Below are 12,685 nucleotides of genomic sequence, written 5' to 3'. Positions count from 1 at the left end.
CGTGTATTCATGGAGGATCAATTGCGGATTTACATTACAGGCGCATCCTGCGCGGGCGTGACCACTTTGGGCCAGAACCTCGCCTCACAGCTCGGTGTGCGACATGCCGACGTCGATGACTTTTTCTGGATGCCCACAGACCCTCCTTTCACCACCAAGCGTCCTGTCAGCGAACGCGTGCCGTTGATCCAGCAAGCACTGGGTGAGGACGGTTGGGTGCTGACCGGGTCCTGCATGGTGTGGGGGGATGCCCTGATTGCTCAAGCCGATCTGACGGTGTTCGTGGTCACACCAACACCCGTTCGCCTTGAACGGCTGGCCGCACGTGAAAAGGCACGCTTCGGCGACCGCATCGCGCCCGGTGGTGACATGCATGAGATTCACGTGGCCTTCAGAGAGTGGGCCTCGCAGTACGATGACCCGAATTTTTCAGGCCGCAACCGGGCCTGGCACGAACGGTGGCTATCAGCGCAAACGTCTGCGGTTTTAAAGATTGACGGGGTAAACAGCACTGAAACGATGGCGGCTGAGGTCATCCAGGCGCTGCCGCACGCTTCGCGCTAGGAGGCGACATTCATGCAATCCCCGCTCTCCCCCATCACTGAACGCTTGAACAATCGCCGATTCACGGTAGCGAACAACGCCAGCGGATTATCCGGCGCAGGCACTGTGTTTCATTATCAGGTCGAGGGCGATGCGATCTTCAGTACCTACCAGGGCGGCCGGATCCGCAGCGGCACTCAAATCGGCCGCGTGACAGGCCCCGACTCCATCGAGCTGCTGTTTCAATGCCTGACAACAGAAGGAGAGATGCTGGCCGGCTGGTCCCGTGGCAGCGTGGGGGTCGATCACCTGGGCCGGACCACACTGAGCTTTGTCTGGGGCTGGTTGTCGGGTGCGACCGGGGGTGGGGAGTCGAGCTACATAGAATTTGCACAGGAACCCGTATGCACATGAACATCCGCACTGAACACGCCGACGACATCGACACCATCAGCCGCCTGACCGAAGCCGCCTTTCGCAACGAGGTGCATTCAAGCCACACCGAGCACTTCATCGTCACGGCACTGCGGCGCGCCGGCCAACTGACCGTCTCCCTGGTAGCGGAAGAAAATGACGCGATCATCGGCCATGTTGCCGTTTCCCCGGTCACCCTCAGCACCGGCATCACGGGCTGGTATGGCCTTGGGCCGATCAGCGTATGGCCGGAGCGCCAGGGGCAAGGCATCGGCTCGGCGTTGATGAAGGCTGCATTGGCGCAGCTGCAGCAGCTCGGCGCTGCCGGCTGCGTGGTCCTGGGCGATCCTGGCTACTATGGCCGCTTCGGCTTTCAAACCCACCCTGGCCTCACGCTGGACGGCGTACCGCCCGAGTACTTCCAGGCGCTGTCGTTTGGCGGCGACGTGCCGACAGGTGCCGTGACGTACCACGAGGCCTTTGAAGCCACTGCGTGAGGGCTGCGGCTTCAGTCGTGATGCTTGTGTTTATGCTTGTGCCGGGAATGGCCCTTGTGTTGGTTGTTGTGGTGGTGATCGTTGTCATCGGCCAGGTTGTTACCGACCGCACTGCCTGCCGCACCGCCCAGGCCAGCACCGATGGCGCCGCCGGTCGAGCCGCCTACGCTGTTGCCAATCACCTGCCCGCCGGCCGCACCGAGGCCGCCCCCCAGGGCTGTTTCGGTTTTCTTGCCATCCTTGGCCGTCATGGCACCGCCCGCCGCACCGCCGAGCCCAGCGCCGATGGCGGCACCCGTACTGCCGCCGACCGCCTGCCCCACCACGCTACCCAACGCCCCGCCGACACCGCCACCGATAGCAGTGGTGGTGACTTCCGACGCGATGGCGTACGGCGATGCCAGCAGGATGACTGCAAATAAGGGGAATGTTCTACGCATCGTACTCACCTCCGGATTCATCGAAGGTGAAAGTCTGTTGGATGCAAAACAGCCGGGTCAACGCAGATCCGGCTGTTCATGAATACAGGTCAATGGATGGGCGAGTAATGCCACCGTCTATCGCTTATGCGACTGAATCAGGTAGGAGCGGGCTTGCCCCGCGAGCGGCCGGTACAGCTAGAAAAATGCTGTCGTCTGAACGAATGATCGCGGGGCAAGCCCGCTCCTACCGGTCCAGGTTGAACCTGCCAGAGCACCCGTCGTAGCCGCTGCCGCCAGGCTGCGATCGGCCGCGCAGCGGTCGTGGTTCTGTGCCAGTCGCCACCTCAGGGTAGGAGCGGGCTTGCCCCGCGAGAGGCCGGTACAGCCAGCAAAATGGCTGTCGCCTGAACGATTGATCGCGAGGCAAGCCCGCTCCTACCGGTCCAGTCGGCGGGATGGACCTGCCTGCGGCTACGGGCGCGATTTTTTTCTACGACGCAACCCCTAATACCCGGTCATTTCCAGGTAGCCACTCCCCCCTTCGCTCCCCTTCAATCGCACCGGCCCTTCCCAGTACGCAAAGCGGGTGTGCATCCAGGCGTTGGGCTCCACCGCCTCAACCTCTACATCCACGCCCTGCCCCGGCACCCGCACCCGCCAGCGCGTCGGTACTTGCTTGCCGTTTTCCTGCGGCGTCCAGCGCAGCGCTTCAAGCTGGATCTGTTCACCTTGCAGTGCCTGCGCCTGCCCCTCGGCGCTGACCCAAGTGCCTGCGCGGTAAGGCTTGCCCTGTTGTTCACGCACCTGGAACAACATCAGCTTGGCACCGCTGGCCAGGTGCAGGGAAAACCAGTCCCACCCCGATTGCCCGGCCGCCAGTGGTTGACTGCTCCATTCGCGGTCCAGCCAGGCACGGCCTGTGACCGCGACACGCCGACCGTCGCGCTCCACCTCGCCACTGACGCGGTAGAACGGCTGGCTGTAATAGTACGAAGCCTGCCCCTTGCCGGATTTTTCGCTGTAGCCCTGTGCGCCGTGCAGCACCAGCGGGCCCGTGCTGACCAGGTCCAGGCGGTAGGCAAAGCCCTGGCCGCGTGCATGCATCTGCAACTGCCCCAGGTCATCGCTGCCGTGTAGCGACCAGTCATTGATCCACGCCCGAAATGGCCGGGCCTCGACACCAGCCTGGCCGATGCCACCCCGTGCCAGGGTTTCAGCAGACTGATGGCCTCCCGGCCCGGTCAGGGCCGCATGGCCCATCCACAGGTTCGGGCTGTTCCAGCCTGCAATCTCCGGCCCCGGGCGCAAGGCCGAGCGGAACAAGGTCCACTGCGCGCCCCAGTCGTGCCCTTGTGCATCCTTGAGGTTGGCGGTGATGTACCACCACTCGATGCGAAAGCCATCGTGGGCACCGTGGTCACGGGGAAACACCAGCGCATGGTCACGGATCACCTGCCTGAATGCAGCCGCGTCCTGCCCCAGCCCGGCATAGCCCTTGGGCGCGGGCGCAGGCTGATCACACCCGCCCAGCAGCAGGAACATCATCACCCACGCTTCACGCTTCATCGGCAAACTGCCTCAATAGCTCGCCCGGTTGACGCTGCTTTAGCTGCCACAACGGCCAGGCGCTGGCCAGCAGGCTGGTCAACACGCCAAGCAACGCCAGCTGCAACAACTGGCCGGGAAACACGTACAACGGCAAGCGCCAGCCAAACGCCTGCACGTTCACCACGGCCACCAGGCACCAGGCCAGCAGCAAGCCCAGGGGGATCGCCAACAGCACGGTCAGGCTGCTGAGCATCATGGTCTGGCCAAGGCTCAACCACACCAGTTGCCGGCGCTGCACGCCCAGCGCCCAGAGCGGCGCCAGTTGGCCCAGGCGGCTCTGGCCCAGGGTCAGCAGGCTGATGAACAAGGCGATGCCGGCCACCCCGAGCGTCAGGCTGTTGAGGGCGGCGGTGGCGGCAAAGGTGCGGTTGAAGACGTCGGTCGACCAGCGCTTCAAGCGCGACTGCTCGACAACGCGGCTGTCGTCCAGGGCAAAGCGCTGCTGCAGCGCCGTCTTGAGCGCCGGCAGTTGCCCGGGTGCCAGGTCCAGGCTCACGCCGGTCAAGGCCGCGTGTGGCCAGTGCCTGCGCAGCCAATCGGCATTGACCAGCACATGCCCCTTGGGGTTGCCATAGTCGGCATACACCCCGACCACCGTCATGGCCTGCCCGGAACCTGCAGGCAGCTCCAGGGCATCGCCCAGCTTCACCCCCAGGCGCCGGGCCAACTGTTCGCTGAGCATCAGCGCCCGACCGCTTGCCAGTTGCGTCCAGGCGTCCGGGCTTTGCTCCAGCAATGGCCAGCGCGTGCGATAGCCGGGATGGGCGATGATGCCCTGGACCTGCACCGGCCACTGCTGCAGGTGCAACTCGACCCGCCAGCTTGGCAGCACGGCACTGACCTGCGGTTGCTGTTCGAGCCAGTCACGCACCTCAAGGGCCTGGGCGGTGTCCTTGGGTGTGATGTACAGGTCGGCAGACAAGCGTTGGTCAAGCCAGCCCACGAAGGTCTTGCGAAAGCCTTCGGTCATGCTGCCCACGCCCACACTGGCGGCCAGGGCGAGCAGCAAGGCCATCAGCGCCAGGCTCAGCGCCGGCAGTTGCTGCCGGCTGTCAGCGATGAACCACTGGCTCAAGGGCCGCCGGCACGCGGGCGCCAGCCAGGCCAGCGCAGCGTCGAGCACGGCAGGCAACAACAGCGCCGACGCCAGCAACAGTGCCGCCAGCAGGACAAAGGCGCTGAGCAGGCTGTTGCCCAATTGCCAACAGCCAAGCACCACCACCAACAAAAGCCCCGCCGCCAGCGCCTGGCGCTTCAGCCAGGGGCCTTGCGCCAGGCGCCAGGCCTGAGGCTGCGCCAGGGCCAGCAACGGCAAGCGGGCCGCGCGCAGCACACTGCTGACGCCAGCCAGCAGCGCCCCCAGCACACTCACGACCACCCCCGCCAACCACCACCAGGCCGGCAGGCTCAACTGCCCGGCGACCTGGGCGCCATACAAGCCGCGCAGGCTGGCAGCCACGTCGGGCAACAGCATCGCTGCCAGTGCATAGCCGCTGGCCACACCGGCCAGACCGCCCAACACCGCGAACACCCCCAACTCCAGCGCAAGCCCGGCCAGCACGATGGGCAAGCTGATGCCACAGGCACGCAGCGTGCGGATCAGGCCACGCCGTTGCTCAAGGGCCAGGCCGATGGCGGCATGGGCGATAAACAACCCGACGACAAAGGCCAGCAGGCCAAGGGCGGTGAGGTTGAGGTGGAAGCTGTCGGTCAGCCGCTGCAGGCCTCCGTCATCGCCGGGCGGTTGCAGTTCAAGACGTGCGCTGATGGCGGCAGGCAAAGGCCCAGGCTGTCCCGCCAGCAGCAACCGCGACAACTGCCCCGGTGCCTGCAGCAACACCTGGGCATGACCGATATCCATCACGATCACCCCCGGCGCCAGTTGCGGCATGAGGACGAAGGGGGGCAACGCCTGCCCTTCGCTGCTGACCGCAGGATCGGCGGCGCTCATGCCCAGTTGCGCCAAGGTATCCGGACCGATCCAGGCCTGCCCGGGCGTGCCGATGAACGCCTGCAAGTCGAAGTCCTCCGGGCGCGCGCCGGCAACCGCCGTTGCCGCTGGCAAACTCAGCGGCTCGATACCCAGCACGCGCACACTGCGCGGCGGCTCGCCGGCAAAGCGCAAGCGCCCCTCCAGTACCGGCGACGCCTGCCAGCCCAGCTGGCGCAGTTGCAGGTAGAGGGGTTGGTCGAACCGTTCGCCGTCACGCGGTACCAGTTGCGCGTGCAGCGGCCCCGCCACCACTGCGCTGGCGCGGGCATAGTCACTGCGTGCCTGGCTGTTCAGCGCCTGAACACCGGTCCACAGTGCCGTGGCCAGCCACAACCCGGTCAGAATGCTGAAGCACTGCAGGCGATGGCGCCGCCAATGGCTCAGCAGCGCCTGCAGGGCAATCGGCAACGTGCTCATCAGCGGGGCTCGGGTTGCACGCGACCGGCCTGCAAAACACAGCGCTGCTGCAGGTGCGCCGCCAGGCGGTGACTGTGGGTCACCATCAACACGCTGCTGCCCACCTCGCTGACCAACTGCAGCATCAGGCTCAACACCGCATCGCTGCTGGCCTCATCGAGGCTGCCGGTGGGTTCGTCGGCCAACAACAGCGCGGGCCGCCCGGCCAATGCGCGGCCGATCGCAACGCGCTGTTGCTGGCCGCCCGAGAGTTGCTCCGGGTAACGCTGCAGCACGTCCAGCAGGCCCAGGCGCCCGGCCAGGTACGCCACCCACTGCGGATCATGCCGGCCGGCCAGCCGTGCCTGAAACGCAAGATTGGCAGCCACATCCAGGCTGCTGATCAGGTTGTACTGCTGGAACACCAGCCCGATGCCTTCCCGGCGCCAGCGCGCCAGTGCCGACTCCGAGCGATTGTCCAGCGGTTGATGGTCGATCAGGATGCGCCCGCTGTCCGCCCGATCCAGGCCCGCCACCAGGTGCAGCAAGGTGCTTTTGCCACTGCCCGACTCGCCCATCAGCGCCAGGCTGCTCCCGCGCGCCAGCTGCAGGTCAACGCCCTGCAGCACTGCCAGTGGACCCTGGGCGGTGATAAACGATTTGCGCAACTGTTCGACGACCAGCATCTACGGCCACCCCTTACCCGGTGTGCTTCACAGCGTAGTTGCCAAGCCCGTCGAACGCAGCGAAAGTACGCGCCCCCGCGTACCTTACAAACCTCAGGGAAGACTTTTTGAATGCGTGAACGTAAATCGGCGCGATTGCTGGTCATCAACCCCGAACAGCAGGTGCTGCTGTTCAAGTTCGTCCACACGGACGATGCCCTGGCCGGCAGCGAACACTGGGCTACGCCGGGTGGCGGGCTTGAGGAAGGCGAAACCTTTCAGGCGGCTGCACTGCGTGAACTGCGCGAGGAGACCGGCATCCAGGTCGACTCGGTGGGCGAGCCGGTTGCTGAACGCCGGTTTGAAATGCTGCTGCCCAGTGGCGAGTGGGTGTACTCGGTCGAGCAGTACTTTGTCGTGCAGGTAGCAGACCGGACACTGTCGCGTGCCGACTGGACCGCCCATGAAGTGAAAGTGATGGCCGAGCATCACTGGTGGTCGGTGGAGGAGCTGCGTAGCACTGAACAGACGGTGTGGCCGCAAGGGCTGATTGAGATGCTGCGGCCCGTGTTGCGCTGATGTACTCGGCACCACGGCCGCTGCGCGGCCGATCGCAGGCTGTCGCCAGCGGCTACGGGGTTTGACCTGCCGTTGTAGCCCCTGCCGAGGCACGAGGCTGCGATCGACCGCAACGCGGTCGTCATTCCATGGACGCCAGCGGCTACGGGGTTTGGCCTGCCGTTGTAGCCGCCGCCGAGGAACGAGGCTGCGATCGACCGCAACGCGGTCGTCATTCCATGGACGCCAGCGGCTACGGGGTTTGGCCTGCCGTTGTAGCCGCTGCCGAGGAACGAGGCTGCGATCGACCGCAACGCGGTCGTGATTCCATGGACGCCAGCGGCTAAGGGGTTTCGCCTGCACGTTGTAGCCGCTGCCGAGGAACGAGGCTGCGATCGACCGCAACGCGGTCGTGATTCCATGGACGCCAGCGGCTAAGGGGTTTCGCCTGCACGTTGTAGCCGCTGCCGAGGCACGAGGCTGCGATCGACCGCGCAGCGGTCGTCATTCCATGGACGCCAGGCCCGTAATGGGTAGCCGCTGATCAAACCACCTTGCGCAACGCTGGCAGGCGTACCAGCGACCACCCCGCCTCAGACTCCGCCAGGGCCAGGCGAACACCGTCGACCGGCAAGGTATTGAGCAGGGCCTGGGCCAGGTCACCGACCATCCAGTTGGCGGTGTTGGACGCAATCACCCGGCCGTCGGCCGACACCAATACCGCCTCATGCTCCAGGCGCATCAGGCTGCGCACCAACAAGCGCTCGACGTTGTGCAACGACAGGTCCAGCCCGGCCACACCAATGAACCGCCCTTGCACGTGGATCGGCATGGTGAAGGTCAGCACATACATGTTGGTGCCGTAGAGGTCCACGTAGGGCCCCTCGACCACACTCTTGCCGGTATCGCGGGGCCGCCGGTACCAGGGCATTTCGGTGTAGTCGTAGAAGTTCTCCCGGCGGCGGTCGAAGTTGGGGCGCAACGGCAGGGTCTTGCCGCCATCGGCCAGGTACCACCACTCCAGGTGCATTTCCCGGTCGGCCAGGCAGTTGGGCTCGACGATCACCCCACCGCCACAGCCAAAGGCCCCGGTGGCGAGCAGTTGCTGGTCGATGGCCGGGCGCAACGAGGCCAGGTCACGGGCAGCGGGCTGGCGCCCCTCGCTCAGGATCCGCTCCCACAGATTTCGGGTTTCTTCCACCAACTGGCGGACCTGACTGAAGATGGTCCCCAGGGTGCTGTCTAACTGCTGAGCGCAGGCAAACAGGGGGTCGTTATCGCTCAGGGCAAACATGGCATTTCCTCACGCAGGTTCGGCTTTGTTCTTATGGACGCTGCAACGCAATGCTGTTCAGACCACTTCCGCTTCGGCCAGCAGCTCCAGGCGCAAGCTCATCAGGCGCTTGATGCCGCGACTCACATGGGCCTCGGCGAGGGCGCCGGCCAACACCGAATCGCCTGCAACCAGGGCCTGGTGGATGGCCCGGTGTTCCTGTTCGACCACCGCTACCTCGCCCCCACCGGCCGCCTCAAGCCACAACAGCTCACCCACTTCGGACTGCAGGCGCATCTCGGTGTGGGTCAGGCGCAAGGATTGCGCCGCGGCCGCCACTTCGATGTGAAAGCGCGCATCGGCGCGGTGGCGCGCCAGGCGCGAGCCGGCCTGCTTGAGGGTCTCGATGTGCTGGGCGATCCGCGCATGCTGCTCGGGCGAGCTGCGCTTGGCCGCCAGGCGCGCCGCCGTACCGGAAATTGCGGTCTGCTCGTCGCCCAGGTCGCGCAGGTCCGGGCCACTCATGTCACGCAGCTTTTGCAGCAGCAACGCTTCGGGCAACTCCACCGGCGCGCAGACAAAACTGCCGCCGTTGCGGCCACGCCGGGTCTCGATCAGGCCGCGCTGGCGCAGCACCACCAGGGCTTCGCGCAAGGTCACCGTGGCGACCCCTAGCTGCAGAGCCAACTCCGACTCGCTCGGCAACTGCTGCCCCTCGGCAAACAGGCCCAGTTCAATGGCCTCCACCAACCTTCGCGCCACCTCATCGGTACGCCCTTCCTGGCGCAACCGGATGAAGGCGGTATTACGTGCAGTATTCAGGGCAGTCATTGCCTCTCCCTATCAAGCCGTTGCCAGGCGTGGCGCATGCCGGGCTAAAAGATTCATTTTTGCATCTTATAGCGAACCGCCAGTCGTCCGATACCGATTAATTGCCCTTTTTTTGGCACGAATGGCCATTTTCAGGGCAGTTGGCAAACATCAAACTTTAAGATATGGTTTCATATGTATAGCAGGCCAACACGGACACTGCTGAGCCTGCCCAGCGATTTTCCAATTACAAAACGACCAAGGAATACGCCATGCAAACCAAACTCCTGATCAACGGCCAGCTGGTCGAAGGCCAAGGCAGCCCCTACGCCGTCTACAACCCCAGCGAGGGGTCGTTGCTGGTGAACATCGCCGAAGCCAGCAGCGAACAGGTCGATGCCGCTGTTCAAGCCGCCGACCAGGCGTTTGATGCATGGTCACAAACGCCACCCAAGGAGCGCGCGCAGCTGCTGCTCAAACTGGCCGATCGCATCGAAGCCCAGGCGCAGACCCTCGCCCGCCTGGAATCGCAGAACTGCGGCAAGCCTTACCTGGCCGCCCTGAACGACGAGATTCCGGCCATTGCCGACGTGTTCCGCTTCTTCGCCGGTGCCAGCCGCTGCCTGTCCGGCTCTGCCGGCGGCGAGTACCTGCCGGGCCATACCTCGATGATTCGCCGCGACCCACTGGGCGTGGTGGCCTCCATCGCCCCCTGGAACTACCCGCTGATGATGGTCGCCTGGAAGCTCGCGCCTGCCCTGGCCGCCGGCAACTGCGTGGTGCTCAAGCCCTCTGAGCAAACCCCGCTCACCGCACTGGAGCTGGGGCACATGATGGCCGACCTGTTCCCCGCCGGTGTGGTCAACATCCTCTTCGGTCGCGGCCCAAGCGTGGGTGAGCCACTGGTCAACCACCCCAAGGTGCGCCTGGTCTCGCTCACAGGCTCGGTGGCCACCGGTTCACGCATCATCTCCAGCACCGCCAGCAGCGTAAAACGCACGCACATGGAACTGGGCGGCAAGGCGCCGGTGCTGATTTTCGATGACGCCGATATCGACGCCGCCGTCGAAGGCATCCGCGCCTTCGGCTTCTACAATGCCGGCCAGGATTGCACCGCCGCCTGCCGCCTGTATGTACAGCAAGGCGTCTACGATGCCTTTGTCAGCAAGCTCGGCGACGCCGTGGGCAGCCTGCGCATGGGCCTGCAGGACGATCCGCAGACCGAACTCGGCCCCCTGATCACCCGCGATCACCTGGCGCGCGTGGAAGGTTTCGTCGAACGCGCCAAGGCCCTGCCGCACATCCGCGTCATCACCGGTGGCAAGCGCGCCGAAGGGCCAGGTTTCTTCTTTGAGCCGACGGTGCTGGCCGACGCCCGCCAGGATGACGAAATCGTCCAGCGGGAAGTGTTCGGCCCGGTGGTCAGCATCACCCCCTTCACCGACGAAGCCCAGGCCCTGGCCTATGCCAACGACTCGGACTATGGCCTGGCCTCGTCGGTCTGGACCAACGATGTCGGCCGTGCCAACCGCCTGGCGGCACGCCTGCAGTACGGCTGCACCTGGGTAAACACCCACTTCATGCTGATCAGCGAAATGCCCCACGGCGGCATGAAGCAGTCCGGCTACGGCAAGGACATGTCCATGTACGGGCTCGAAGACTACACCTGCGTGCGCCACGTCATGTTCAAGCATTGAAACCCGGCGCGCGGCGCCCTTGAACGGGGCGCCGCGCACTACGCCAAGGCATTGGCAGCAATACCGATTGCACAGTAGCGCCTGATGAAACCGCCCGAAATGGGCCCTCGACATAAAACATATAAAACCATAGGCAATATGGCATGGGTTCTGCTTTCACCCCTGCCTGCGTCTGAAACCAGCCGTCATTGTTACCGTTCGGCACAGCGGCGGTAACGGCTTACGAGGTGTACCACCATGCTTATCACCGGCATCAAGAGCCGCCCGGTCTACGACCGGCTGCAACCCATGACAGGCGGCCTGCGCCACCTGATCGCGGGCCAGGGCAGCGGCGGCGAGGCCATGCTGCGACTGCTCGCGGACATGTCCGAGACCCAGCGCCACAACAGCACCCTGCTGTACTCCACCGAGTCGTTCTCGGGCCACAGCCACTTGCAGGCCCTGCAAGATGCAGACGCCGCCGGGCTGGAAGTGTTCGCCAGCAACCAGGCCCTGATCGACGCCCTGCGCGAACGCCTGGGTGATGCACACATGGGTACCCGCCTGTACCTCAGTGGTTCGGAAAGCTTCATCGGCACCGCCATGCAGGCCGCCAACGCCGTCGACCTGAACCGCGACGAAGTGCTGCGCGAGCACAGCGGCACCCTGGTGCGCCGTGTCTGGTGCGCGCACTGCGACACCTACACCGAAAACGTTACCCAACGCGTGTTCACCTGCCCCGGTTGCCAGCTCAACCTGGTGGTGCGCGATCACTACTCCCGTCGCCTGGCCGCGTTCCAGGGCATCAAGGCCGACGGCGAAGTCCCAGGCGAACTGCCAGCTGCCGAGGAGCTCGACACATGAATACCCATAACGGCACCTTGAGCGTGCGCGTCGCCCGGATCGAGCAACTGACCCCTGAAATCAAGCGCTTCACCCTGGTCGACCCCGACGGCAAGCACCTGCCTGCATTCTCCGGCGGCAGCCATGTGGTCGTGGTACTGGAAGACGGCGACAAGACCCACCGCAACGCCTACTCGCTGATGAGCTCGCCCTACGACTCCAGCGCCTACCAGATCGCCGTGCGCCGCGTCAGCGATGGCCGTGGCGGCTCGCGCCTGATGCACGACAAGGTTTGCGAAGGCGACCTGCTGCAGATCCTGCAACCGGCCAACCTGTTCCCGCTGGCCAAGCACGCCCGCCAGCATTTGTTCATCGCCGGTGGCGTCGGCATCACCCCGGTGTACTCGCAGCTGGAAGAGCTGCACGTCAAGCAGTCCACCTTCGAGCTGCACCTGGCCGTACGCGGCCCTGAGCACACCGCCCTGGGCCTGGAACTGCAGGCCCGCTACGGCCAGTGCGTGCACCTTTACGTACAGGGCCAGCAGCGCCTGGATATCCGCAGCGTACTGGCCGGTCGTCCGCTGGGCAGCCACGTCTATGTCTGCGGCCCGGACAGCATGATCGACGACACCCTCGACAGCGCCCATGCCCTGGGCTGGACCGACAGCCATATCCACTACGAGCGTTTCGTCGAACAAGGCTCCACAGGCCAGCCCTTTAGCGTCACCCTTGCGCGCCAGGGCGTAACGATCGAGGTGCCGGCCGAGCAATCGCTGCTCGAAGCCGCCGAACAGGCCGGCTACAAGGTGCCGTACCTGTGCCGGGGCGGTGCCTGTGGCTATTGCGAGACCGAAGTACTGGAAGTCGATGGCGAGCTCGACCATCGCGATGACTGGCTCAGCGAGGACGACAAGCTGAGCAAGCGCAAATTCATGCCGTGCGTCTCCCGCGCCAACTGCAGCCGCCTGGTCGTAGACCTCTGAAACA

The 12,685-nt window shown here is 65.0% G+C and carries 13 protein-coding genes; 7 read left to right on the top strand and 6 right to left on the bottom strand.

Features of this window, described 5'->3' with window-relative positions; translation table 11 throughout:
* The first annotated feature begins 21 nt into the window (after nucleotides 1-21).
* The 3 genes from U9R80_RS11095 to U9R80_RS11085 are packed head-to-tail and all read left to right on the top strand — an operon-like array spanning nucleotide 22 to nucleotide 1,454.
* Nucleotides 22-564: an ATP-binding protein gene (locus U9R80_RS11095; RefSeq protein ID WP_301839850.1), complete on the top strand. Its 543-nt coding sequence runs from the start codon at nucleotides 22-24 to the stop codon at nucleotides 562-564.
* A gap of 12 nt (nucleotides 565-576) precedes the next feature.
* A complete protein-coding gene (locus tag U9R80_RS11090; RefSeq protein WP_301839583.1) occupies nucleotides 577-957 on the top strand; it encodes a hypothetical protein in 381 nt (126 codons plus the stop codon).
* Nucleotides 948-1,454, top strand: coding sequence for a GNAT family N-acetyltransferase (locus U9R80_RS11085; RefSeq protein ID WP_301839584.1), 507 nt, complete (start codon nucleotides 948-950; stop codon nucleotides 1,452-1,454). The genes U9R80_RS11090 and U9R80_RS11085 overlap by 10 nt, the downstream gene beginning before the upstream one ends.
* 11 nt (nucleotides 1,455-1,465) lie before the next feature.
* On the opposite strand, the gene U9R80_RS11080 is transcribed toward U9R80_RS11085, so the two are convergent.
* The 4 genes from U9R80_RS11080 to U9R80_RS11065 form a co-directional block, all read right to left on the bottom strand.
* Nucleotides 1,466-1,894: a glycine zipper domain-containing protein gene (locus tag U9R80_RS11080; RefSeq protein ID WP_301839585.1), complete on the bottom strand. Its 429-nt coding sequence runs from the start codon at nucleotides 1,892-1,894 to the stop codon at nucleotides 1,466-1,468.
* 486 nt (nucleotides 1,895-2,380) lie between these two features.
* Nucleotides 2,381-3,442 (bottom strand): lipocalin-like domain-containing protein, encoded by a 1,062-nt coding sequence (locus U9R80_RS11075; protein ID WP_301839586.1) that lies wholly within the window; start codon nucleotides 3,440-3,442, stop codon nucleotides 2,381-2,383.
* Nucleotides 3,432-5,894: an ABC transporter permease gene (locus tag U9R80_RS11070; RefSeq protein WP_301839587.1), complete on the bottom strand. Its 2,463-nt coding sequence runs from the start codon at nucleotides 5,892-5,894 to the stop codon at nucleotides 3,432-3,434. The genes U9R80_RS11075 and U9R80_RS11070 overlap by 11 nt, the downstream gene beginning before the upstream one ends.
* Entirely contained in the window at nucleotides 5,894-6,559 is a 666-nt protein-coding gene (locus tag U9R80_RS11065; protein ID WP_301839588.1) for an ABC transporter ATP-binding protein, read from the bottom strand. The genes U9R80_RS11070 and U9R80_RS11065 overlap by 1 nt, the downstream gene beginning before the upstream one ends.
* Before the next feature lie 111 nt (nucleotides 6,560-6,670).
* On the opposite strand from U9R80_RS11065, the gene U9R80_RS11060 reads away from it, so the two are divergent.
* A complete protein-coding gene (locus U9R80_RS11060; protein ID WP_301839589.1) occupies nucleotides 6,671-7,117 on the top strand; it encodes an NUDIX hydrolase in 447 nt (148 codons plus the stop codon).
* Nucleotides 7,118-7,640: 523 nt separating this feature from the next.
* On the opposite strand, the gene U9R80_RS11055 is transcribed toward U9R80_RS11060, so the two are convergent.
* Together U9R80_RS11055 and U9R80_RS11050 are read right to left on the bottom strand one after the other, a co-directional pair.
* Nucleotides 7,641-8,390, bottom strand: a complete 750-nt coding sequence (locus U9R80_RS11055) for a PDC sensor domain-containing protein (RefSeq protein ID WP_301839590.1) — start codon at nucleotides 8,388-8,390, stop codon at nucleotides 7,641-7,643.
* A gap of 57 nt (nucleotides 8,391-8,447) precedes the next feature.
* Nucleotides 8,448-9,200 (bottom strand): FadR/GntR family transcriptional regulator, encoded by a 753-nt coding sequence (locus tag U9R80_RS11050; RefSeq protein WP_301839591.1) that lies wholly within the window; start codon nucleotides 9,198-9,200, stop codon nucleotides 8,448-8,450.
* 251 nt (nucleotides 9,201-9,451) lie between these two features.
* On the opposite strand from U9R80_RS11050, the gene U9R80_RS11045 reads away from it, so the two are divergent.
* The 3 genes from U9R80_RS11045 to U9R80_RS11035 all read left to right on the top strand — a co-directional run bounded on the left by U9R80_RS11045 (nucleotide 9,452) and on the right by U9R80_RS11035 (nucleotide 12,681).
* On the top strand, nucleotides 9,452-10,876 hold the full coding sequence (locus tag U9R80_RS11045) for a gamma-aminobutyraldehyde dehydrogenase (RefSeq protein ID WP_301839592.1): 1,425 nt from the start codon (nucleotides 9,452-9,454) through the stop codon (nucleotides 10,874-10,876).
* Between the two features lie 237 nt (nucleotides 10,877-11,113).
* Nucleotides 11,114-11,719, top strand: coding sequence for a dimethylamine monooxygenase subunit DmmA family protein (locus tag U9R80_RS11040; RefSeq protein ID WP_301839593.1), 606 nt, complete (start codon nucleotides 11,114-11,116; stop codon nucleotides 11,717-11,719).
* Entirely contained in the window at nucleotides 11,716-12,681 is a 966-nt protein-coding gene (locus U9R80_RS11035) for a PDR/VanB family oxidoreductase (protein WP_301839594.1), read from the top strand. The genes U9R80_RS11040 and U9R80_RS11035 overlap by 4 nt, the downstream gene beginning before the upstream one ends.
* Nucleotides 12,682-12,685: the final 4 nt, after the last annotated feature.

It is taken from the genome of Pseudomonas sp. JQ170C (assembly GCF_035581345.1).
Taxonomy (GTDB): Bacteria; Pseudomonadota; Gammaproteobacteria; order Pseudomonadales; family Pseudomonadaceae; genus Aquipseudomonas.
This window is presented reverse-complemented; position numbering and strand designations above follow the sequence as displayed.

Coding starts and splice junctions, on each gene's coding strand:
- U9R80_RS11090 (WP_301839583.1), top strand. CDS start 577: ATGCAATCCCCGCTCTCCCCCATCACTGAACGCTTGAACAATCGCCGA.
- U9R80_RS11085 (WP_301839584.1), top strand. CDS start 948: ATGCACATGAACATCCGCACTGAACACGCCGACGACATCGACACCATC.
- U9R80_RS11080 (WP_301839585.1), bottom strand. CDS start 1,894: ATGCGTAGAACATTCCCCTTATTTGCAGTCATCCTGCTGGCATCGCCG.
- U9R80_RS11075 (WP_301839586.1), bottom strand. CDS start 3,442: ATGAAGCGTGAAGCGTGGGTGATGATGTTCCTGCTGCTGGGCGGGTGT.
- U9R80_RS11070 (WP_301839587.1), bottom strand. CDS start 5,894: ATGAGCACGTTGCCGATTGCCCTGCAGGCGCTGCTGAGCCATTGGCGG.
- U9R80_RS11065 (WP_301839588.1), bottom strand. CDS start 6,559: ATGCTGGTCGTCGAACAGTTGCGCAAATCGTTTATCACCGCCCAGGGT.
- U9R80_RS11060 (WP_301839589.1), top strand. CDS start 6,671: ATGCGTGAACGTAAATCGGCGCGATTGCTGGTCATCAACCCCGAACAG.
- U9R80_RS11055 (WP_301839590.1), bottom strand. CDS start 8,390: ATGTTTGCCCTGAGCGATAACGACCCCCTGTTTGCCTGCGCTCAGCAG.
- U9R80_RS11050 (WP_301839591.1), bottom strand. CDS start 9,200: ATGACTGCCCTGAATACTGCACGTAATACCGCCTTCATCCGGTTGCGC.
- U9R80_RS11045 (WP_301839592.1), top strand. CDS start 9,452: ATGCAAACCAAACTCCTGATCAACGGCCAGCTGGTCGAAGGCCAAGGC.
- U9R80_RS11040 (WP_301839593.1), top strand. CDS start 11,114: ATGCTTATCACCGGCATCAAGAGCCGCCCGGTCTACGACCGGCTGCAA.
- U9R80_RS11035 (WP_301839594.1), top strand. CDS start 11,716: ATGAATACCCATAACGGCACCTTGAGCGTGCGCGTCGCCCGGATCGAG.